The organism is Thalassospiraceae bacterium LMO-JJ14 (genome assembly GCA_021555105.2).
Lineage (GTDB): Bacteria > Pseudomonadota > Alphaproteobacteria > Rhodospirillales > Casp-alpha2 > UBA4479.
The window spans coordinates 1,904,544-1,926,763 of the sequence record CP134604.1 but is presented as its reverse complement, the minus strand read 5'-3'; the positions used below and the strand labels follow the sequence as shown (position 1 = coordinate 1,926,763).

The following is a 22,220-nucleotide window of genomic DNA, read 5'->3' as shown; positions in this document are numbered from 1 at the left end:
AACAAGAACTGATCCAGGGAGAGAAAAGATGACGACATGGCTCGAAGGCCCGACCCGCAACGACAAACCCGCCGGCATCCGCCTGCGTGAATTGCTTGAACGCGATGAGATCCTCCGAGTTCCCGGCACGCATAACCCGTTCGCGGCCCGGATTGCCCAGCGTGAAGGGTTCGAAACGCTCTACATCTCGGGCGGCGCCGTCACTACCAGCCTCGGCTTGCCGGACCTCGGCGTCATGATGCTGGATGAGCTTTGCTTCATTACCCGGATGATCGCCCGGGCCACCGACCTGCCACTCATCGTCGACGGCGATGTCGGTTACGGCGGCACCCTGAATGCCATGCGCACGGTCCGTGAACTGGAACAGGCGGGCGCTGCGGCGGTGCATATCGAAGACCAGCTCCTGCCGAAAAAGTGCGGCCATCTGAACGACAAACGTCTGATCCCCGCCGAGGAGGCTGCCGCCAAGATCGCCGCGGCAAAGAAGGCCGCCCGCGACCTGGTAATCATCGCGCGGACCGATGCCGCCGGCGTTGAAGGATTGGAAGGCGCAATCGCGCGCGCCAATATCTATAAAGCGGCCGGTGCCGATGTGGTATTCCCCGACGGCCTCGCCTCGGAAGCTGAATTCCGCCGCTTCGCCGAGGAAACCACCGGCTATCGCATGGCCAACATGACCGAATTCGGGCGTACGCCGCATTTCACCGGCCAGCAGTTCGAGGAGTTCGGCTACAAGATCGTTATCTGGCCGGCGACCTCGATGCGGGTTTCCGGTTTTGCCATGCGCGATCTATATAAACACATTCGCGAAAATGACGGCACTGGCGGTTTCGAGGATCGCATGATGACCCGGGCCGAAAGCTACGACATCATCGGATATCATGATTTCGAGGCGTTGGACGAAAGCGTGGCGCAATCGGTCGCACCATCCTTTACCGGCGACGACACGACGGCGAAAAGGCTGGCAGGAGAATAAATTAGGCGAATAAATTATTTGCCTTTGATTCTGCCGATCAGGAACACGATCAACCAGATCGGCACCACGATCACGGCACCGATCAGAACGTATTCGACACTGCCGGCGATGAATTCACCGGCCCATGCGAACGCGGACTGGATCGTCTCGCCGAAATTTAGCAACAGGTCCTTGGGATCGATTTCAAGGAACTTTAGGATGAACCCGAGCACCAGCGAAGCGATCAGTATCTTGAAGACGGTTCCGATTACATTTTGCGGCATGTTCGCAGGCCCCTGGCGAATGTTGGTTTGTTTCGCAGACAAGACTACACGCGTCGTCAGCCCTGTTCAATTTCAACACGCATCAACTGAACAACGGCATGTCTGAAATCCAAGGTAAACCGAATCCCGGACCGCCGCATCCGATCCGCTGGCTTGCCTTCATCGGCTGGCTCGTGGTGCCGGTGCTGGCAACATGGGCCATTGTTGCGGCGACAGCCCTCTTCATCCTTTGGTGGGGCGTCATCTGGTTCTTTTTCGCCCTCGCCTACATGATCGTTTATTTCCGCTGGTCCAGGCGGCGTTTCCCGAAAACCGAGGACTAGGGTCAGGACCCTAAAGTTTTTTCGGCAGATACTTCGCCAGCCATGCCATGCTGAGGAAGCAGGCGCCCCCGGCGACAAATACCGCCGGCAGCGCAAAAAAACCAAGCACCAACGAGAAAACGCCCGGTGTCAGCAACTGCGCCGTATGCCTGTATGTGACGAACACGGATGTCATCTCGGCGCGCTCATAAGGATGTACGGCGCGGAGAAACGGGATATTGCCGGCACCATCGACCAGCGACGCGGCAAATGCAGACAGCACGATCAGGACAAGAATCAATTCAGGCCAGCCCTGCATCACGGCAATTAAGATCGTCGTGACCCCGGCCAGGGCATAGCCGAGGATCAGAATAAACCGCATCCCGTATTTACGCCCGACGGCTCCCCAGATTCCCGCCAGAAAAAGCGAGCCGAGTGAAATCGACATGATCATGCCTGTCGTCTCCGGGGTGTATCCGCTCGTCGTCAAATAGATCGGCGCATAAACAAAAAACATCATCCACCATGCGGACCGCCCCGTCGCCAGAACCCATGCCAATCTCAGACGCGGCTGCTTGAAGAATCTCGGCAGATACCGCAACGGATTCGGCGGAAGCCGCAACGGCATGGTAACAGCCGGGTTGTCCGTAACCCTGAGAAACCAGAAAAAAGCCATCAGCACGATGACAAATGCCGCGACCAAGCTAAATGTCGTTTGCGGCGAGATCGTTTCCGCCAGCCAGACGCCGAGCCAGGGACCGAAAGTGAACGGTGCTGCGACGAAAACAAGCCGGCGCGGTTCAAACTTCGTGATCTCAGCCCGCGGCACATGGTCAAGAACGAACAAATTCATCACGATTTCGAGGAACGCCGTGGCCACGACCTGCAAGGCCAGCGCAAAGGCGAACACTACGGGATCGCCGGTCCCATACCCCCAAAGCGCGGCCAGCATCAGCGCCCCGCCGAGCGTAAAGGCCCAACGGCGTCTGATCCAGTGAACCACCATCGGGATCACCATGGTCGAGAGCAAGCCGATGATCGAAACGGCGAAATAAATCAAACTGACGGACTGCGCATCACCCATCAGCTTGTGCGCCTGTAAAGGCACCAGTGTGATCAGCGTCGCGCGGGACCAAGCCTCAATTGCAAACAGCAAAATGAAGGTCCCGGCACGTGGCTTTGGTGCACTGGAAAGCCATAACGGCACTACGGTACGGCGCATGATCCCCCCTTGAACGGCACGAGCCTACTCCCACTTTTACGCTCACCGCCATGCTTTATGTGCATAACATGATCCCGCCCCGGACAAGGCAGGAATTTCAAACAACGGCACTTGCCGCGCGCATCTGTGCGGCTACTATTCACGCCAACGACATTTGGGGGACGCCATGAATTCGCAGCAAACGGCACTCGCCGGAAAACTCAGTGCGCTTGCCACATCGACCATTGCAAACGCTCTCGACCGCACGGGCTGCTTCGGCTGCACCATGGTCAATCTGAAACCGGTCGCGCCGGGCATGAAGTTCGCCGGCCCGGCGCTCACGGTACTGGAAGAATCCGGCCCCTTCGGCACCTTCAGTTCGGATGATTTCCGGGTCGGCGCCATGATCGATGCCGCCAGCCCCGGCGAAGTGATTGTCGTCGCCGCGGATGGCGTCCCGTATTCGACCTGGGGCGGCATGGCATCGCTCGCAGCCGCGCACAAGGGTATCGCCGGGATTGCCATCGACGGCGGCGCGCGCGATGCCGATGAAACCGCCGAGGCCGGGTTTTCGGTCTTTTCCAGGCATCTGATCCCGACCACGGGGCGTTGCCGCCTGCGGGTCGCCGACATCGGCACGACCATCGTCGTCGATGGCGTGACCGTCAGCGCCGGGGACTGGATCGTCGCCGACGACACGGGCATTCTGTCGATACCCGCCAGCGCCGTCGAAGATGTCATCACGCTTGCCGAGGCGTTCACACGCGAAGATGAAAAAGCGGCCGATGCAATTCGCAACGGCATGAAGTTTTCAGATGCCATGAAAAAGTTTGGAAATATCTGATGGCCTCGCTTGCCGAAGAAATTGCAAAGGTTCTGAAGGCCCGCAAGGTGACACGTATATTCGGCATACCCGGCGGCGGCTCCAGCCTTGATCTGATCGATGCCGCCGACAAGGCCGGCATTCCGTTTACACTGACCCGTACCGAAGCCGCAGCGACCATCATGGCCGCCGTGACAGGTGAACTGACCGGCGCCCCGGGTGCGGTTCTCGTCGGCGTCGGACCTGGCGCATCAAGCGCCACCAACGGGCTTGCCTATGCATCGCTCGAGCGCTCGCCCATGGTGCTGTTCATCGACGGTCCGGCGTCGACGATGCATCAGCATTTCAATCAGCAGGCAATGTTCGCACCGATCTCGCGCGGCACGGCACGATTGCAACCGGCCGACGGCGCCGAGGTTCTAGATAATTTGCTGAAGACCACGCTCAGCGCACCTGAAGGCCCCGTTATGGTCGAGCTGACGGCCGGCGATGCCGCCGCCAAAGCCAACACATGCATACCGTCAGATGACGCTACACCACCACCGCCATCGACAGATGACCTTGCCGCCGCCGCAAGCATGATCGCCGCAAGCAAGCGGCCGATGGTCATTGTCGGCCTTGAAGCCCGCCTGCATGCGGACGCCGTCCGCGCGTTCGCCGACCGGCTGGGCTGCGCCGCCATGACCACCTATAAGGCGGGGGGCATTATATCCGCAGAATCCCCCGGATTCATCGGGCCGATTACGGGGGCCGCCGGTGAAATGCCGATTTTGCAAAAGGCGGACCTGATAATAGGCATCGGCTTCGATCCGATTGAATTCATTCCGGGCACATGGCCGGCGGATTTTCCCCCGTTCCTTCAGATCGGCGAGGGCTCGCCCGCGAATCCGCGTGTGCCGTTCGATCTTAAACTGACCGGCCCCCTTGAGACGATCCTCCGCGCGCTCGGAGATGGCCTCACGGACAGCGGCTGGGCCGACAGCGGCCTCAATGAATTGAAAGCCATTGCTGAACGGATTTACACACCTGACAGCAACGGCTTCTCGACAGCGGCGGCGATCGACGCGATCGGCGAATCGATAGATCACGGCACGCGCATATGCGTCGATGCCGGCGCCCACATGTTCGCTACCATCGGCCGCTGGCCGGCCACGAAGCCACAGGGCATTCTGAAATCGAACGGTCTTTCGACGATGGGGTATGCATTGCCCGCAGCCATAGCATCGGCGCTTGCCGATCCGGCGACACCGGTCATGGCCGTCACCGGTGACGGCGGCATTTCCATGTGCGTCGGCGAACTTGCAACGGCAAGGGAACTGAACCTGGATATCACGCTGGTCGTCATGAACGACAGCGCACTCTCGCTGATCGACATCAAGCAGCAACGCCAACAGCGGCCGAGCCTGGGCGTCCGCTATCCGGCACAGGACTTTGCCGCCATCGCCAAGGCCTATGGCTGGCAGGGCGTCCGCGCCAACGATGCGACGCAACTGAAGGCAGCCCTTGTAATACCGGGACCGAAGCTGATCGATGTCCGCATCGATGCCGCCGGTTACGGCGATGACATGTCGCGTTTACGCGGCTGATAATCTAGCGCGTTTACGCGGCTGATAATCTAGCGCGTTTACGCAGATGGGCGGCTATTTCAGCGGCGAGAAGCTGGCCGGTGTGAGAATCTTGTTCCGCTGGTCGATCAGCATTCCAGCCGACTTGCGCTTGTATTCAGCCCATGCCGGATCGGCATCGCGTGCCTTGCGGCGGCGCTCCATGTCGGCGAAATCCTCAAATCCCCAAAGGTGGACAACCTCGTTCACCGGTCCCACGGCGGTGGTGAAATAGGCGATCAGATTGCCTATATGCTTTAATTGCACGGGCAGTGCCTCGGCTTCGAACAGCGCCAGATATTCCTTGTTGCGTCCGTGTGCGATGGTGTAGGTGCGATGGTCGATAATCATGGAATATCTCTCTGTTCCGTGGTTGATGATTTCATTTTTATGGGCTTGTCACCCCGTCTGGGGACCGTTATAACCCGCCCGCTCCTGCTTGAGGGGCTTTCTTTTTATGGAACCGGTAAAAAAATCCGGCGAATTAGGTTTTTACCTTTAACCGCAACAGACTAGGAGAGAGACATGGCCGTAGAACGGACACTCTCGATCATTAAACCAGACGCCACGCGCCGTAATCTGACGGGTAAGATCAATGCCCGCTTCGAAGAAAACGGACTGCGCATTGTCGCGCAAAAACGCATTCAGCTGACCCGTGCACAGGCCGAGGCATTTTACGGTGTGCACAAGGAACGCTCGTTCTTTGGCGACCTCTGTGACTTTATGACCTCGGGTCCCGTTGTCGTTCAGGTTCTCGAAGGCGAAAGCGCCGTGACCAAGAACCGGGAAATCATGGGCGCGACCAATCCGGCAAACGCCGACGAAGGTACGATCCGCAAGGACTTCGCCGAAAACGTCGAAGCCAACTCGGTGCACGGTTCCGATTCGCCGGAAAATGCCGCCATCGAAATTTCGTTCTTCTTTGCTGAGACCGAAATTGTCGGCTGACTTTGGTCGGTTCGAATCAAAAAACCCGGCTTCGGCCGGGTTTTTTTTATGTTCAGTCCTGATAGTTGATTAACGCCCCATCCGGCGCCTTTGCGCCGGAAACCCGAACAACCTCGCCCGTGATCCGGACCCTGCCCTCGGCAATCCACCTGACGGCAAGCGGATAGATGATGTGTTCCTGCTCAAGAATGCGGGCCGCCAGTGTATCGGCGTCATCGCCCGGATGAACGGGGACTGCCGCCTGAACGATAATCGGGCCCGTGTCCATTTCATGGCGGACGTAATGCACCGTGCAACCGCCGAACCTGACCCCGGCGTTGATCATCCGCGCATGCACATCCAAGCCCTTAAAGGACGGCAACAGGGACGGATGGATATTTATCAGCCGGTCACGCCACGTTTCACAGAATTCTTCGCTGAGCAATCGCATGAACCCGGCAAGAACGACCAGCTCACATCCGGCGGACTTGATTTCTTCGCTGACGCGCCGGTCAAAGCTTTCCCTATCGGGGAAGTCCTTGTGACGGACCGTAGCCGTCCTGACCCCGGCAGCTTCGGCACGGGCCAGCGCCGGGGCACCTTCTATATTTGAGATCACGACGGCGACTTCTGCCGGGAATTGATTATCGGCACTGGCATCGAGGATCGCCTGCATGTTCGATCCCCGGCCGGAAACGAGAACGGCGATCTTCATCCGCGCCATAGCGCATCGCCGTTTTTGATGACAACCGGATCAGCCCCGGCAGCCCCGGTCATTTGACCGATGATCTGCACGGTTTCTCCGGCGGCCCGAAGGGTATCGGAAATCTTTCCGGCATCTTCCGGTGCACATACGACAACCATGCCGATACCGGCGTTAAAGGCGCGGAACATCTCGGCGCTGTCGATATTTCCGGCTTTCTTTAGCCACGAGAATACCGCCAGGCCCTGCCATGCAGCGGCATCGATATCCGCCCCCATACCTTTCGGCAGAACGCGCGGCAGGTTTTCGACAAGCCCACCGCCGGTGATATGCGCCAGCGCCTTGACGCCGCCGGCCTTGATCGCCGAGAGGCAGGGCTTCACATACATGCGTGTCGGCGTCAGAAACGATTCGGCCAAGGTTTTAGCTTCGTCGAACGGCGATGGTGCGTCCCAGGCCAGACCTGCGCGCGCCACGACCTTGCGGACAAGCGAATAACCGTTCGAGTGCACACCACTAGATGTTATACCGAGAATAACGTCGCCAACGGCGATGTCCGATCTGGGCAGCACGTCGGCCCGTTCCACGGCACCGACGCAGAATCCGGCAAGGTCATAATGACCGTCATCGTACATACCGGGCATTTCTGCCGTTTCGCCGCCGATCAGCGCAGCGCCTGCCTGCTTGCATCCTTCGGCAATGCCGGTGATGACACTTTCCGCGACCCCGACGTCGAGCTTCCCAGAGGCAAAGTAATCCAGGAAAAACAGCGGTTCCGCGCCCTGCACCACCAGATCGTTGGCGCACATGGCAACCAGATCGATACCCACGCTGCCGTGTACACCGCTTTCGATCGCCAGCATCAGCTTGGTGCCGACGCCATCCGTACCGGAAACCAACACCGGATCCTTGTATCCGGCCTTGGCAACATCGAACAACGCCCCAAAACCGCCCAAATCCGCAACGACACCTGAACGCATGGTTTTCGCTGCAATCGGACCGATCCGGCGCACCAACTCGTTGCCGGCTTCGATATCGACGCCAGCGTCTTTGTAGCTAAGTGCGGAAGCGGCTTTATCCGTGGTTTTTTCAGTCGGCTCGGTAATGGTCTTTCTCCTTGGCGTTAGTATGCTAAATTACGCGCCGTCCCCTGTGCCAACAAGGCTTAAACAGGGCGTAAGAGCGGCCACCTCGCGCAGAAAGAAGAACTCATGGCGCCCATAGCCGAAAAACGTTTCACTCCGTATCCCCGCCTGCTGGCAGCGCTGTTTATCGCCGCCATGGTCTCCTGGCCAGCCCAATTTGCCCGGGCCGATGTCTTCGAGGTGAAAAATGTCGGCGTCGACGTCAAGGCGGCGACGGCTGCCGAAGCCCGTAAGCAGGCTCTGGCGCAAGCGGAACGGCGCGCTTTTTACGTGCTTGTTTCGAGAATGACCCTGAGCGAGGATGAAGAACGCATTCCCGAATTCTCTAATGCCGAAATCGCACCGTATGTTCGCGATTTCTCGGTTGCGCGGGAAAAAGCGTCGAGCGTGCGATATATTGCGCGCCTGAACTACCGCTTCAAACCCGATGCCATTCGCGGTCTGCTGCGGTCTTATAATGTCCCGTTCGCGGAAACCCCTTCAAAGCCGATGGTTGTGCTTCCGGTTTACGAAATCGGTGCCAGTGCCGTTTTGTGGGACGAACCGAATCCCTGGCGTCAGGCATGGAGCGGCCGGGACCGCCCCGAGGGACTGGTGCCTCTTATCGTGCCGATCGGCGATCTTTCGGACATTTCCACCGTCGGCGTCAGCGAGGCAATGGCAGGCGACACCAACAGGCTCGGCGTTATCGCCGAACGATATGCCGCCGCCGACACAGTCGTTGCCCATAACAATCAAACAGCCGATCCGGCAAGCGGCCGGCAGATGATGACCGTGACACTGTTGCGCCCAAGCGATCCGATCGAAGTGGAATACCGCACGGACAGTTATATCCAAAACGAAGGCGAGACACCGGATGCCATGATGGCACGTGTGACGGAAGCAACGGCGAAGCGAATCGAGAACATCTGGAAACGCCGGAATCTGATTTCCCAGTCCGGCACGGGGGTTCTGGCTGTCACCATTCCGATCACCGGCCTTAAAGACTGGCTCACCATCCGCGATCAGTTATCGCGTGTCGGCATCATCCGGGAATCCGAAATTGTCCTGATGTCCAAGGATCAGGTCCGCGTGAATGTGCATTTCGTTGGTGGCGCGGAGCAACTGATCACCGCCCTTGAGCAGGCAAACCTGTCGATGCTGCAGGAAAGCGGTGAATGGATCATCATGCCGATCGGTGTCTTTCAGCCGCCTAAGACCTGATCAGTGTAAGCATCAGCGCGCATGAACATCGCCAACATCATATCACTGGCCAGACTGCTGTCGGTGCCTGTCTTCGTATGGCTGATCCTGATCGACGAAACCGCCGCCGCGTTCTGGCTGTTTCTGGCAGCCGCCATCAGCGATGCCGTCGACGGGATCATCGCCAAAAGCTTCAACATGCAGACCGATCTCGGCGCCTATCTCGATCCGATTGCCGACAAAACACTTTTGGTAAGCGCTTATATCGTTCTCGGCGGCAAGGGACTTCTGCCGTTGTGGGTCGTCATTCCTGTGGTTTCCCGCGATGCCCTGATCGTCGGCGGCGCGCTGCTCTTCGACAAACTAACGGGCAGGCTGAATATGGAACCTCTTCTGGTCAGCAAGCTGAACACGGTGATGCAGCTTTTGTTGATCATAGCCGCCATGTTGCCGAGTGTATTTGCGTCCCCCATCGCACCCGTCGTAACGTTGCTGAGTACCGCTGTTTTAGTCACGACACTGGTTTCAGGGGCTGCTTACGTGTACATCTGGACCATGCGGGTACATGTACTTGAACGGGTAAGCGACGCGGATACAAAGGGAAACAATCGTGAGCCGTGAACAACACGTGATTATCTGGCTGATTGCCTTGCTCGGTGCCGGTTTTATCCTTCATCTGCTCAGCGATGTGCTTTTGCCGTTCGTCATCGGCATCACCATCGCCTATTTCTTTGATCCGCTCGCCGACCGGCTTGAGCGCGTAGGCATGTCACGACCACTGGCGACGTCCTTAATCCTGTTGGGTTTCTTCCTCGCAGCCACGGGTATTGTTGTCCTGATATTTCCCGCCCTGCAAAAACAGATCACCGCTGCGATCAAGCTAGTCCCCGCCATGGTCGATCAGTTCCAGGCCATATTATCGCCCTTGATGGAACAACTTCGCGCCGACTTCACGGCCGAAACCGTAAGCAAACTTAAGGAAGCTGCCGGGAATTATGCGGGCACTGTCTTCAAGTGGCTTTCAGGCTTCATTGCGAATGTCTGGAGCGGCGGACTGGCTGTCCTCAACCTCCTGTCGCTTATCCTGATTACGCCACTCGTCGCGTTTTACCTGCTCCGGGACTGGGATGAAATCGTTGCCAAAGTCGACAGTTGGCTGCCGCTGAAATCCGCCGACACGATCCGCGAGCAGGTTCGCAAGATCGACGAAACCCTGGCCGGGTTCGTCCGAGGTCAGGCCAGCGTCTGCCTCGTGCTGGCAGTCTTGTATGCAATCGGGCTCAGCCTTGCCGGACTGAAGGCCGGGCTATTGATCGGCCTCGCCGCCGGTGCATTGGCTGTTATTCCCTATATCGGCGCTGCGGTCAGCTTCTTCATCGGTGTCGGACTGGCCATTGCCCAGTTTCAGCAGGATTGGGTATCGATCCTGATCGTTGCCGCCGTGTTTATCTGCGGACAAACCCTGGAAAGCTACTTCCTGACACCGAAACTTGTCGGCGGCCGGGTCGGACTGTCGCCGATCTGGATCATCTTTGCGATGCTCGCCGGGGGGACGCTATTCGGCCTGACCGGGGTTCTGATTGCCCTGCCCGTTGCCGCCGTCAGCGGTGTGCTGGTCCGTTTCGGGATCGAGCAGTACCTGCAAAGCGAGCTTTATCATGGCGAGAACAATAGTACGTCGGAGGGCAAGTGAGCCCCAAGCAGCTTGCCTTCGATCTTGAACACCGCCCGGCACTTGGTGAAGACGATTATCTCGTCGCCCCCTGCAATGCCGAAGCCGTCGCGTGGATCGACCGCTACCCGGACTGGCCAGCGCCGGCTCTGGTCCTGAGCGGCGATACCGGTTCCGGCAAAACCCATCTGGCCCGGGTTTTCATGGCGAAGTCATCGGCCATGGAAATGGCGCATGATTTTCTGCATAACGCGACGCCGGTTTTTCCTGACGTCCGGGCCGTGGTCATTGAGGATTGCGACACCCTCGCCGGCGACCCCGTCGCCGAAGAAGCACTGTTCCACCTGTATAATCAGGCCCGCGAAGACGGCCGGGCAATCCTGCTGACGGCGCGCAAACCGGCAGCCCGCTGGGGTATCGCCCTTGCGGATCTGGCTTCAAGGCTGCGCGCGGCGCCGTCGGTGCAAATATCGGCCCCGGACGATGCGCTTTTGACGATGATTCTCGTCAAGCTGTTCGCTGACAGACAGATCGGCATCGAACAGGCGGTGCTTGATTTCGTCGTACCGCGGATCGAAAGATCCTTCGCCGCAGCCCAGGCCTTTGTCGCCAGCGCAGACCGGATGGCGCTAGAAGACAAGCGCCGGATTACCGTGCCGCTGGCGCGTGAGGTTCTGAACCATCAAGCGAGCCTGCCAAACCTGGATTGATGGGCTGCACATCATGACCGCGGGCTTTCGGATGCTCGCATACGGTTCCGAATACCCAGACCACGCCATTCGGTTGCGGGTACCATGCGCCGCTAGCGATTGCGATCAGCACATTTTCACCTTCCCCGTCGATGTAAACCGACTTACGCGTCACCACATGCTAACTCAAGTGACATTGAAATGACGCCGGAATGGCCCGCTTGACCGGGCTTTTTGACATCATAGAGTAGTTGCAAGTTTATATATCAACGGGAGGATCGAATGGATTTGGGAATAGCCGGCAAGAAAGCCATCGTTTGTGCAGCGTCGAAGGGACTGGGAAAAGCCTGTGCGGCGTCCCTGGCGCGCGAAGGTGTCGACGTGACGATCTGCGCACGGACCGAGGAAACGCTGAACGCCGCTGCGGATGAAATCCGCGCCCTCGGCGGCGGCAAGGTGCAGACCGTCGCCTGCGATATCACCAGCGAGGAAGGCCGCGCGGCCGTGCTTGAGGCCTGCCCGGCGCCAGATATTCTTGTCAACAATGCCGGTGGCCCGCCGCCGGGCGACTTCCGCGATTGGGACCGCGAGGACTGGATCAAGGCCGTCGATGCCAACATGCTGACGCCGATCTTCCTGATCAAATCGACCGTGGACGGCATGATCGAGCGCAAGTTCGGCCGCATCGTCAACATCACGTCGAGTTCCGTGAAGGCACCGATCGAGATTCTCGGCCTTTCCAACGGCGCGCGCGCCGGACTGACCGGGTTCATCGCCGGACTGGCCCGCAAGACCGTTCGCCACAACGTCACCATCAACGGCCTGCTGCCGGGCGCTTTTTATACGGACCGGCTGAAATCGAACCTGATGGCGCACGCCGGCAAGGACGGCATTACCCTGGAAGAAGCAGCGGCACAGCGAGCCGAAAGCATTCCTGCGGGGCGTCTGGGTGATGCCGCTGAATTCGGGGAGTATTGTGCGTATCTGTGTTCCGCACAGGCCGGGTACATCACCGGTCAAAACTGCCTGATCGACGGCGGCAACTATCCGGGGACGCTGTAAAGCGCTCTATTCACAAGGGAACGCGTTTTTCAGTTCCAATGCGACAAGAACCGCCATCGGCTGCCCGATACGGTTCTTGAGCGCGCCCTTGGCGCTGAGCTGCGATATCGCTTCCTGGATGAATTCGTCGAGAAACCGTGGCGAAATCGGCAAGGTATCCGGCATGCAGAAATGCAGCCTCGTACCCGCGGCAGATGCCGGTGCCTGGACCGCCTGGATCCCATCCATCAAACCGATGATATAATAACGCCAACGGGCTTCGGCGCCTTTGTTCCCCGACTTGGCTTCGGCCCGGAGCGCCATGTATTCGGCGAGCGTGATATTCGCCTGCGCCGGCGAGGCATTCCCCGCCAGACAGCAAATTACGATCAGCAGCCCAAGTAATCTTTTCAACGTGTGTTTATCTCCGGAAGATATAAGTCCACCGTAATTAGAACATGTTCGCTGCATGTTGATCCAGAAGGGACTGATTAGAAACCTCGGCAAGACCGTGGTTTTATAACTGTCAAAATTCCGCTCAGTGACATTCCCGGCCCGGGACTGGTATCATTAAAGCAGCAATCTCCATATCTTGGTGAACCCGATGGATGAAACGACACCGCCAGAATCAGGCAATGACGGCAAGGACCAAAGCGAGGCCCCTGATGAAAAGAGCGCCGCTTTAGATCGTGTGACGTATGAACCGCATCTATTGAACCGTGAACTGTCGTGGCTTTCGTTCAATACGCGGGTTCTCGAGGAAGCCGAGAACAAAGCGCATCCGCTCCTGGAAAGGCTGCGCTTTCTGTCGATTTCCGCTGCCAACCTTGATGAGTTTTTCATGGTCCGCGTTGCCGGTATTCGCGGCCAGATCCGCGCCGGTGTGACGCAGACGAGCGACGACGGCCTGACACCTTCGCAACAGATCGACGCCATCCAGCGCCAGGCGCATACGGTGATGCATCAACAGCATGCCATCTGGGACCGTCTGCGCCAGGAACTGCGCTCGAAGCAAATTTATGTTCTCAATCGCGATGAAGTTTCAAAAGACGATCTGGTCTGGCTGGAACAGCAATTCATGGAGCACGTGTTCCCTGTCCTGACGCCGCTTGCCGTCGATCCCGCGCACCCCTTCCCGTTTATCCCGAATTTCGGATTCTCGCTGGTCTTGCTGCTTGAGCACCGCGATTTCGATGAGCATCTGCGCGCCCTGCTGCCGATCCCGTCGCAGCTTGAACGCTATGTGCGGCTGCCCGGCCCCGACATTCGCTTCCTCGCCCTTGAAGACTGGGTGTTGCTGTTTATCGACAAGTTGTTCCCCGATTTTTCGCTGGTCGAGAACGGTTCTTTCCGTGTCATCCGCGACAGCGAAATGGAAATCGACGAAGAAGCCGAAGATCTGGTTCGAACCTTCGAAAGCGCCCTGAAACGCCGCCGCCGCGGGTCGGTCATCCGCCTGACCTTCAATGCCGACATGCCGCAACAGTTGCAGGACCTGATCATCGGCGAAATGGGTGCCGAGAACGGGGTTGCCATGGCCATGAGCGGCCCGCTTGGCCTTGCCGACACCAAGCAACTGATTCTCAGCGAGCGCCCCGATCTTCTGTTTACGCCCTTCAACGCCCGTTTCCCGGAACGAATTCGCGACTTCGGTGGCGATATATTCGCGGCGATTTCCAAGAAAGACATCATCGTCCACCATCCCTATGAAAGCTTCGACGTTGTCGTGCAGTTCGTCCGCCAGGCCGCCCGGGACCCGGATGTCGTCGCCATCAAGCAAACACTTTACAGAACGTCGAACGACTCCCCCATTGTCGCCGCATTGATCGAGGCTGCCGAAGCGGGCAAGTCGGTGACCGCGATGGTCGAATTGAAGGCCCGTTTCGACGAAGAAGCCAATATTCGCTGGGCACGCGATCTGGAACGTGCGGGCGCACAGGTCGTTTACGGTTTCGTCGACAAGAAAATTCACGCCAAGGTCAACCTGATCGTGCGGCGCGAAGGACAGACCTTGAAATCCTATGTCCATTTCGGAACCGGGAACTACCACCCCATTACCGCAAAGATTTACACCGATCTGTCGTTCTTCACCTGCGATCAGGCACTGTGCCGCGATGCCGCCCGGCTGTTGAATTACATGACAGGCTACGCACAGCCGGCACAGATGGAAAAACTCTCATTTTCACCGCTGACGCTACGGCAAACGCTTGAGCGCCTGACGGATGTCGAAATCAAGAATGCCAAAGCCGGAAAACCGGCCGGCATCTGGATGAAGATGAACTCCCTCGTCGATCCGGATTTGATCGAGAAATTCTACGAAGCCTCGCAAGCCGGTGTGCAACTGGAATTCGTAATCCGCGGCATCTGCTGTCTGCGTCCCGGCATCAAAGGGCTGAGCGAGAACATCCGGGTCAAAAGCATTGTCGGGCGGTTTCTTGAACACTCGCGCATTTATTGCTTTGCCAACGGCGAAAGCCTGCCCTCCCCGGCGGCGAAGATATTCATCGCCTCGGCTGATCTGATGCCCAGAAATCTGAATCGCCGGGTCGAGACGCTGGTGCCGATCGAAAATCCAACCGTCCACAAACAGGTTCTGGAAGAAATCATGATCGCCAACCTGCGCGATCAGGCGCAAAGCTGGATCATGCATCCCGATGGCAACTTCCAGCGGGTTGCAACCGGGGAAGGCCTGTCCGCACAGGAATATTTCATGACCAACCCGAGCTTGTCCGGGCGCGGTTCAGCGCTTAATGTCGGTCAGGAAATGACCCACAAAGACGACACTAGCCAAAGCTGACCTGAGCAACGAAAATCACCAGACATTGACGGCCCTTATATTGGGCCATGCCACAGGACTTAGGATCGCTTTGTGACTGAAAAAGCTATTCGCCTGCACCCGGACACATCGACCGTCACGGGCCGCATCGGGATCGTCGACATCGGTTCCAACACCGTGCGGCTGGTTGTATATGATGTCCCCGAGCGCATGCCGGTACCGATGTTCAACGAAAAAGCCGAGTGCCGCCTTGTCGAAGGCATGTCGAAGTCGGGTAAACTTTCTCCTGCCGGCGTCAAGAAAGCCCTGAATTCCCTGCGGCGGTTTATCCGCTTGTCCCAGGCGATGGGCGTGGAAAAACTCGATCTGGTGGCAACGGCTGCCGTCAGGGATGCATCGGACGGCGACGATTTCGTCAACAGGATCGAATCAGAGTTCGACATATCCGTCCAGGTTCTCAGCGGTTCTGAAGAAGCGGAGCTTTCCGCACTGGGTCTCGTCGTCGGTGTCCCGAAAGCCGACGGTATACTCGGCGATCTCGGCGGCGGCTCGCTCGATCTGGTGCGATTGGAAAATGGCAACTGCAAGACTTATGGAACGCTGCCACTGGGTCATTTACGCCTGCAGGAAATGTCCGGCGACGATATTTCACGCGCCAAGGACATCATCGACAAGAATTTCGCGAAAAAGAAATGGCTCAAACAGGCCAAAGGCAAAAGCCTGTATCTGACCGGCGGCATCATGCGTGCCATCGCAAGGGTTTTCATCGAACAGACGAACTATCCGCTGCATGTCGTCGACAACTATACGATCCGGGCTGACGATGCTCTGGGACTCTCGCGCTTGATGGCCGGCCTCAGCACCGGAACGTTACGGCGTATTTCCTCGATCTCGCCTTCGCGGGTTAAAAGCGTTCCCTTTGCAACGGAAGTCCTTGGCAGCATGATCGAAGCGGCCGAGCCGGCTTCAGTCGTATTTTCGGGCTTTGGGATGCGTGAAGGGCAAATGCTGCAACATCTGCCGGAAGACATGCGTCATCAGGACCCGCTGATTGCCGGGGCGGAAACACTGGCCGAGCGCACCGGGCGGTTTTCCCTCAAAGGCGCCGAAGTTGCGGGCTGGGTCGATCCTATATTCCCCAGCCTCGAAGAAGAAGACCGGCGCCGCATTCTGGCATCATGTCTGCTGTCCGACATCGGCTGGAATGAGCATCCGGATTACCGCGCCGAGCATTCCTTTTTCCGCGCTCTGCGCCTGCCGTTCGCAGGCCTGTCTCACGCCGACAGGGTCTTTATCGCGGCAACCGTCTTCGTCAGATATAACGGCGATTCGAATGCGCCGGTCGTGAACGATGTGCGCAGCCTCCTCGACCCGGAACAACTCAACAAGGTCGACGGGATCGGCCGGGCTATCAGGCTGGCGCATACCCTTTCCGGATCGGCGCCGGGATTGCTGTCGCAAACCAGCCTCGAACGCACGGACAAGAAGCTGATACTACATCTTCCCGGTAACAGCCGTGCATTCCAATCGGAAACGGTCGACCGGCGGTTTCGCGGTCTCTGCAAGAGCCTCGGCGTCAGCGGCACGGTTTCCAGGAATTAATCCGGGGCTTCGGAAACGACATCCTTCTCGACAATGGCGACCCGCTCGCCGTCGAGTTTCAGACATATCTCCCCGCGGCGAAGCCGCAAGGCATCCTCACCAAACACGGAACGGCGCCAGCCTTTGATCGCCGGGACATCCGCATCTTCACCGAAGGCCGCAATCAGTTCCACATCAGCGGCATTGGCTACCAGCTTCGTGGCGACATCGGCATCCGCGCATTTCATTTTAAGTAGCACTTTCAGCAGATCGGCGGCGGCGGCCGTCCATGGCGGCAGGTCCGGCTTGACCGGCGGCGTCGGCCACTCGGATTTCGGCGCATCGGCTCCCTTTCGGATGGCCTTCAGCAAGGCGTCACCCGACGACCCTTCCGCGAGGCGGCGGCCCAGTCCTCTGGTCTTGGCCAGGTCGTCGACCGTTTTCGGCATGCGGTGGGATATTTCCAGCAGCGCTTCATCCCTGAGAACGCGGTTCCGCGGTATGTTGCGCGCCTGCGCCTCGCGCTCGCGCCAACCCGCAACGGCCTGCAATACGGACAATTGCCTGCCTTTCGCGCCACGGGTCTTGATCCGCAAATAGGCATCGTCCGGATCGACGATATAGGTTTTCGGGTCTTCCAGAATTTCCATTTCCGCCTTTACCCAGGACTGGCGGCCGGAAAGTTCCAGTTTACCGGCAAGAATTTCATAGGCCGGCCTGAGATGCGTCACATCGGCCAGAGCATATTGGATCTGCTTCTCGCTGAGCGGTCGAAGTTTCCAATCGGTAAACCGGGACCCTTTGTCGATCTTCCCGTTTGTCAGCCTGGTGATCAGGTTTTCATAACCCACCGAATCACCAAAGCCGCATACCATGGCGGCAACTTGCGTATCGAAGATCGGGCGCGGCAGCGCGCCGGCGAGATGCAGAAAAATCTCAAGATCCTGACGCGCGGCATGAAACACCTTGAGCACCTTGGTGTTCGCCATGAGATCGTAAAGCGGTTTCAGATCTATGCCCGGGGCCAACGTGTCGATGGCCCTGGCCTGCTCGGTGCCGCCAACCTGCACCAGACAAAGCTCGGGCCAGAAAGTGCTTTCTCGTATGAATTCCGTATCGACGGTTACGTAAGATTCGTCGACGAGGGAGTCACAAAAAGCGCGGAGGGTTTCCGTATCGGTAATCACATCTGACATGAGGCCAGACGTTACACGACCTGAAGCGCTGTCGAAACAGCTTTGTCAGCCTTCCATGAAAGGATTGCACTTGAAGGCCAGCAGCTTTTCGCCCGCCGCCCTTATTGCAGCAAGCCTCGGCCATGCCTGGAGGTCGGAAAACGCGTCAATTTTTGCGGAAAGATGGGTCAACGCCGAAGTGACGGCGAAATCGGCCTGGCTCAAGGCGGCACCGGCCATCCATGGCGTAGCTGCTTCCCGGTCCAGAAAGTCCAGACTGTCGCGAATCGATTTCCGGTAGGTATCGATGAACTCCTCACTCTGCAGGTGCGCAGGCCGGCGGACCGTCTCAATACGCAGTTGAACGGCGCGTTCCGACATGCCCATGGCGATGGTTGCCAGCCGGAGCACCTGCCGTCGCCCGGCCCCTTGCTTCGGCGTCAGGCAAATATCCGGGTCCACCAATTGATCGAGGTGATCAATGATAATGGCGCTGTCGACCAGCGTTTCCCCTTCATCGATAATCAGGGCCGGTACTTTGCCGAGCGGATTGAGGCGCATGACCTCATCGCGATCGCCGAAAACCGAAAGCACATGGCGGTCGAACGGAAGCTCGTAATGACTGAGCGTCGCCGCAACACGACGGACGAACGGCGAATCGAGTTGTCCAACAAGGATCATCATCTGGGCTTCAACTCCCGGCGTTAACGTATACGCATAGAATACCGCCGAACACCCCGATCCCTCAATGCCCGGCTGAGCAAGTGATTCCGCCACGTCACCGGGGGCTTCGTATCGGTGCCGGCAATCGGGCATATTTGCACCACGGTGCGCGTGGTATGCTGCAACGATCATGCGCCATGACCGTGACCTCCAGCCCATAACACTGATCCGTCCGCGAAAGCTGCCGGCAATTGCCGTATCCGTGTTACTTGCCTTGCCGTTATTCGGGTTACTGGCCTTGCGCCGGGACGCTCTCGTCTGGATGGGTGAACCTGCATGGATCGTGCTGAGTTCGATCTCGGCGGTCGCGTTGGCGCTGGCGGCGATCCGGCTTTTTAACGCAGCCCCCCTGATGCGCGTCAGCCCCGGCGGCATTGAAATTCCGAAAATCCTCTCGACCCCCATCCGCTGGCCGGATATTGCCAAAATCCAGGCCGGGGCGCGTCGCGGTGCGACCGGGGACATTCATGACCGGCTGTTGTTCCATTTCAAGCATCCGCAGATCGTGGCCTGGCAATCATCAAAACTCAGGCGCATTCTCGGAGATACGCCGCAAGCGGCAATTGCCGTCGATATCGGCTTGATCTGGCCACTGCGCGCGGACGACCTCAGAAAAATCATTCACGATGCCGCGCTGACTTACGCCAAGGCGCCTGCTCTTCAATCGGACACGGCGGAAAACCGGCATGGGCGCCGTAAAATAAAATCCATCGCCATTGTCCTGTTCTGCGCGGTGCTGCCTGGCACCATGCATTTCAGTGACATCGGTCTGCCGCGGCAGTTCTCACAAGGCCTCGCGTATTACAAAGCCGGCAATGTAATCGCAGCAATCCCATATCTTGAGGACGATGCCCGGGCCGGCGATACAGAAGCCGCGAATGCCCTGGCGACGTTGTACCTCAATGGTGACGGGCTCACCCGCAACACTGCCATGGCAGCAGGCTGGTTCCGGCGTGCCGCTGAAGCGGGGCATGCGGAGGCTGCATATAATCTCGGCAATGCATACCGGCTAGGCCTAGGAGCACCGCAAGATCTTGATCAGGCCTTGCTTTGGTATAAACGCGCTGCAGAAAACGGATCAGCCATCTCAGCTTTTACTCTCGGCAATATCTACCGTCTGGGCGATGGCGTGATACGGGATTACAAGCAAGCCATCGCTTGGTTGATGGTTGCCGCCGACAAAGGCTATGCGCCGGCAGAACATGATCTTGGCCGCCTGTATCATGAGGGGATCGCCGTCCCCCGGGACACCACTGCCGCACACGACTGGTATAGCCGTGCCGCAGCCCGCGGGCACGCCCCGGCCCGATACGATCTCGCCCGGCTTTTGCTGAACGGCGACAGCAAAAAAAGGCATGTGGGGCTCGCGTATTTACAACAGGCAGCCGAGACAGGTTATGCCCCCGCGCAACGCCGGTTGGCGGCCGTCTTTTACAATGGGCAGGACATCCCTCGTAACCCGATTGAGGCATTCAAATGGATCTCCCTGGCCGAGCGCTCATGGCCGGCGCCAAGCCGTGCCGATCTGGTGCGGGAAAAGTCACGGATTGCCAAGGCCCTTGGCCCGGATGAACTGGCGGAGGCCAAGTCACGTATCCGCGCCTGGCGGCCGGCAAAAAACCAGCTGTGAATTAAAAGTCCGTCCCGATGGTTCAAGCGGAGCGGTTTGCCGGGAACTTCATAATCGCGGTGGTCCCCTTTCCCGGTTCGCTCTCGAGCGACAGTTCGCCGTGATGCAACCGCATCAATTCCCTGGAGACCAGCAATCCCAGCCCGCTGCCGTGAGAACGGTTTTCAATCGATTGCTGACCGACCTGAACGAAGGGTTGAAAGAGCAGGTTCATATCGTGCTCGGATATACCGACCCCCTGGTCCTCAACACATATGATAATGTGATCTGATTCTTTATTTGCACGAATGACGATTTCCTTGCCTTCGGAAAACTTCATGGCATTCGAAAGCAGGTTCATCAGAACCTGCTGGATACGAAGCTTATCGGCACGCAGTTGCGGCATATTTTCTGCGATTTCCTTGCGAATTTCGGGCGTAGACGAGTCAACGGCATCATGACCGGTGGCACGATTGGAAAAGGCCGGCAGATTCTCTATCAGCTCGGCAATATCGAAAACCTGTTCATTGAGGGTCATTTCCCCGGATTCGATCCGCGACACATCGAGGATATCTTCGATAATCGCCGACAAATGCACACCACACTGATGGATATCATCAGCATAACCCTTATAAGTATCCGGCAATGGCCCCAGCGTTTCGTTCGACATCAGGCTTGAAAACCCGATGATCGGATTCAAGGGCGTGCGAAGCTCATGGCTCATTTTTGCAAGAAATCTGGACTTTTCCTCGTTTGCCTGTGACGCCGTGCGCCACCATGCAAAAAAGACCAGCAAAGCCATTATGAACAGCAAAATGGAGACCAGCGAAATTTTAGGCAACAACTCCATAAAAAGCTGATCCCCTGGCTTGCCGGGTGTCCAGCTAATGTATGAGATCACATTCCCGCCGTTGTCATACATGGGAATGCACGCCGAGGCCCCTTGTGGCGCTTCGACAGTGACCTGCAGATCACGCAGCAGAAATAGCGCTGACATTTCATCTATCTGCTCACGATCCAGCTTCTTGTATAATATCAGTACCGAGCGCAAACGAGGGACCAGTTCCGCCGCTGTCGGATGTTCTTTCGTGATCGCCGCCGCACCAACAAGATAAAGGTCGTTCTTGAACCACGTGTACGTTGTCAGCGGAATACTTTTGTCCATGCTTGTCGATTGCACGCTGCCTAAAAAATCACGCCCGGTTACGCCCAGAAAAGCAATCGCGTCGTCATTTGCGTTTTCCGATCTCGGAGAGTGAAAAATCGTTTCCAGAGTGGGGGAAACAATAAAAGATCCGGTAATGCCGAATGATTCCTGCATGTACGTGCCGATATTGTCTTCAGCCCATTCAATATCGACATTATTTGATGCTTTCAGGACCGTGTCGTCCCACCATGCATAGTCCTTTACCCAATTGCTGACGTCACGTTGCGCCAGAGAAAAAGCCGTCTCGACTATATGTTGAGACTCCCTGAAAGCGACATCGTTCTCTCTGTCGGCAGAAACACTGAGGAAATATGAGACCGCGCCAATCGATATCGACAGAAACAAAAAAGACAGGACGGCTGCGACAACCGGAAACGGCGCCGCATACATCAGTTTGAGTTTCAAATTTCGATGACGGGTCAAGGGAACTCGCTAATTAAGCTGATTGCATTCTCTTTGCATTCTCTGGATCGCTGTTCCGTCTGAATATTCAGTTGGATTTCTTTATATTTTTCAATTCATAGGTCGCTACCGGATTCTAAAGACCATACGCAGGGCCATATGAAAAGTTGCGTATATTACCTAGATGCCATTTTCTACCATCGCCATATTCTGCTCAAC

22 protein-coding genes are annotated in these 22,220 nt (G+C 57.6%); 13 read left to right on the top strand and 9 right to left on the bottom strand.

Annotated features, from left to right (window positions below):
• The first annotated feature begins 28 nt into the window (after positions 1-28).
• Positions 29-976, top strand: a complete 948-nt coding sequence (gene prpB / locus L2D14_09260) for a methylisocitrate lyase (GenBank protein ID WNK01606.1) — start codon at positions 29-31, stop codon at positions 974-976.
• 14 nt (positions 977-990) lie between these two features.
• Here prpB and L2D14_09255 read toward each other — a convergent pair whose 3' ends face one another.
• Positions 991-1,239, bottom strand: a complete 249-nt coding sequence (locus L2D14_09255; protein WNK01605.1) for a DUF6460 domain-containing protein — start codon at positions 1,237-1,239, stop codon at positions 991-993.
• A 98-nt stretch (positions 1,240-1,337) separates the two neighbouring features.
• Between L2D14_09255 and L2D14_09250 the strand changes: the two genes are divergently transcribed.
• The gene (locus L2D14_09250; protein ID WNK01604.1) at positions 1,338-1,562 is read left to right on the top strand and encodes a hypothetical protein; all 225 of its coding nucleotides are present in this window, start codon (positions 1,338-1,340) and stop codon (positions 1,560-1,562) included.
• Between the two features lie 10 nt (positions 1,563-1,572).
• On the opposite strand, the gene L2D14_09245 is transcribed toward L2D14_09250, so the two are convergent.
• Entirely contained in the window at positions 1,573-2,763 is a 1,191-nt protein-coding gene (locus L2D14_09245) for an MFS transporter (GenBank protein WNK01603.1), read from the bottom strand.
• A 166-nt stretch (positions 2,764-2,929) separates the two neighbouring features.
• On the opposite strand from L2D14_09245, the gene L2D14_09240 reads away from it, so the two are divergent.
• Positions 2,930-3,586 carry an RraA family protein gene (locus L2D14_09240; GenBank protein ID WNK01602.1) on the top strand — a complete coding sequence of 219 codons (657 nt, stop codon included), beginning with the start codon at positions 2,930-2,932 and terminating at the stop codon, positions 3,584-3,586.
• Positions 3,586-5,151, top strand: a complete 1,566-nt coding sequence (locus tag L2D14_09235; GenBank protein WNK01601.1) for a thiamine pyrophosphate-binding protein — start codon at positions 3,586-3,588, stop codon at positions 5,149-5,151. Before L2D14_09240 ends, L2D14_09235 begins: the two co-directional genes overlap by 1 nt.
• A 54-nt stretch (positions 5,152-5,205) precedes the next feature.
• On the opposite strand, the gene L2D14_09230 is transcribed toward L2D14_09235, so the two are convergent.
• Positions 5,206-5,520 carry an NIPSNAP family protein gene (locus tag L2D14_09230; protein WNK01600.1) on the bottom strand — a complete coding sequence of 105 codons (315 nt, stop codon included), beginning with the start codon at positions 5,518-5,520 and terminating at the stop codon, positions 5,206-5,208.
• A 174-nt stretch (positions 5,521-5,694) separates the two neighbouring features.
• On the opposite strand from L2D14_09230, the gene ndk reads away from it, so the two are divergent.
• Complete coding sequence (gene ndk, locus L2D14_09225) at positions 5,695-6,117, top strand: nucleoside-diphosphate kinase (GenBank protein WNK01599.1); 423 nt, start codon at positions 5,695-5,697, stop codon at positions 6,115-6,117.
• A gap of 52 nt (positions 6,118-6,169) precedes the next feature.
• On the opposite strand, the gene purN is transcribed toward ndk, so the two are convergent.
• Together purN and purM are read right to left on the bottom strand one after the other, a co-directional pair.
• Complete coding sequence (purN, locus tag L2D14_09220; protein ID WNK01598.1) at positions 6,170-6,820, bottom strand: phosphoribosylglycinamide formyltransferase; 651 nt, start codon at positions 6,818-6,820, stop codon at positions 6,170-6,172.
• Positions 6,808-7,905 carry a phosphoribosylformylglycinamidine cyclo-ligase gene (purM, locus tag L2D14_09215; protein ID WNK01668.1) on the bottom strand — a complete coding sequence of 366 codons (1,098 nt, stop codon included), beginning with the start codon at positions 7,903-7,905 and terminating at the stop codon, positions 6,808-6,810. The genes purN and purM overlap by 13 nt, the downstream gene beginning before the upstream one ends.
• Before the next feature lie 105 nt (positions 7,906-8,010).
• Here purM and L2D14_09210 point away from each other — a divergent pair, with 105 nt between their 5' ends.
• The 5 genes from L2D14_09210 (at position 8,011) to L2D14_09190 (ending at position 12,549) form a co-directional block, all read left to right on the top strand.
• The gene (locus L2D14_09210; GenBank protein ID WNK01597.1) at positions 8,011-9,147 is read left to right on the top strand and encodes a DUF2066 domain-containing protein; all 1,137 of its coding nucleotides are present in this window, start codon (positions 8,011-8,013) and stop codon (positions 9,145-9,147) included.
• Between the two features lie 21 nt (positions 9,148-9,168).
• Positions 9,169-9,747: a CDP-alcohol phosphatidyltransferase family protein gene (locus L2D14_09205; protein ID WNK01596.1), complete on the top strand. Its 579-nt coding sequence runs from the start codon at positions 9,169-9,171 to the stop codon at positions 9,745-9,747.
• The gene (locus L2D14_09200) at positions 9,737-10,819 is read left to right on the top strand and encodes an AI-2E family transporter (GenBank protein WNK01595.1); all 1,083 of its coding nucleotides are present in this window, start codon (positions 9,737-9,739) and stop codon (positions 10,817-10,819) included. The genes L2D14_09205 and L2D14_09200 overlap by 11 nt, the downstream gene beginning before the upstream one ends.
• A complete protein-coding gene (locus L2D14_09195) occupies positions 10,816-11,508 on the top strand; it encodes a DnaA/Hda family protein (protein WNK01594.1) in 693 nt (230 codons plus the stop codon). The genes L2D14_09200 and L2D14_09195 overlap by 4 nt, the downstream gene beginning before the upstream one ends.
• Positions 11,509-11,769: 261 nt before the next feature.
• Positions 11,770-12,549: an SDR family oxidoreductase gene (locus L2D14_09190; protein ID WNK01593.1), complete on the top strand. Its 780-nt coding sequence runs from the start codon at positions 11,770-11,772 to the stop codon at positions 12,547-12,549.
• A gap of 6 nt (positions 12,550-12,555) precedes the next feature.
• Here the strand turns inward: L2D14_09190 and L2D14_09185 are convergent, their stop codons facing one another.
• Positions 12,556-12,942, bottom strand: coding sequence for a hypothetical protein (locus L2D14_09185; protein ID WNK01592.1), 387 nt, complete (start codon positions 12,940-12,942; stop codon positions 12,556-12,558).
• Positions 12,943-13,132: 190 nt separating this feature from the next.
• Between L2D14_09185 and L2D14_09180 the strand changes: the two genes are divergently transcribed.
• Together L2D14_09180 and L2D14_09175 are read left to right on the top strand one after the other, a co-directional pair.
• A complete protein-coding gene (locus L2D14_09180) occupies positions 13,133-15,325 on the top strand; it encodes an RNA degradosome polyphosphate kinase (protein WNK01591.1) in 2,193 nt (730 codons plus the stop codon).
• Between the two features lie 72 nt (positions 15,326-15,397).
• Positions 15,398-16,906 carry a Ppx/GppA phosphatase family protein gene (locus L2D14_09175; protein WNK01590.1) on the top strand — a complete coding sequence of 503 codons (1,509 nt, stop codon included), beginning with the start codon at positions 15,398-15,400 and terminating at the stop codon, positions 16,904-16,906.
• Here the strand turns inward: L2D14_09175 and rnd are convergent.
• Both rnd and L2D14_09165 read right to left on the bottom strand, forming a co-directional pair.
• Complete coding sequence (gene rnd / locus L2D14_09170; protein WNK01589.1) at positions 16,903-18,081, bottom strand: ribonuclease D; 1,179 nt, start codon at positions 18,079-18,081, stop codon at positions 16,903-16,905. The two genes, L2D14_09175 and rnd, sit on opposite strands and share 4 nt — an antisense overlap.
• Before the next feature lie 45 nt (positions 18,082-18,126).
• Positions 18,127-18,744: a glutathione S-transferase family protein gene (locus L2D14_09165; GenBank protein WNK01588.1), complete on the bottom strand. Its 618-nt coding sequence runs from the start codon at positions 18,742-18,744 to the stop codon at positions 18,127-18,129.
• A gap of 301 nt (positions 18,745-19,045) precedes the next feature.
• On the opposite strand from L2D14_09165, the gene L2D14_09160 reads away from it, so the two are divergent.
• On the top strand, positions 19,046-20,413 hold the full coding sequence (locus L2D14_09160; protein ID WNK01587.1) for an SEL1-like repeat protein: 1,368 nt from the start codon (positions 19,046-19,048) through the stop codon (positions 20,411-20,413).
• A 22-nt stretch (positions 20,414-20,435) separates the two neighbouring features.
• Here L2D14_09160 and L2D14_09155 read toward each other — a convergent pair whose 3' ends face one another.
• Entirely contained in the window at positions 20,436-22,004 is a 1,569-nt protein-coding gene (locus L2D14_09155; protein ID WNK01586.1) for an ATP-binding protein, read from the bottom strand.
• Positions 22,005-22,220: the final 216 nt, after the last annotated feature.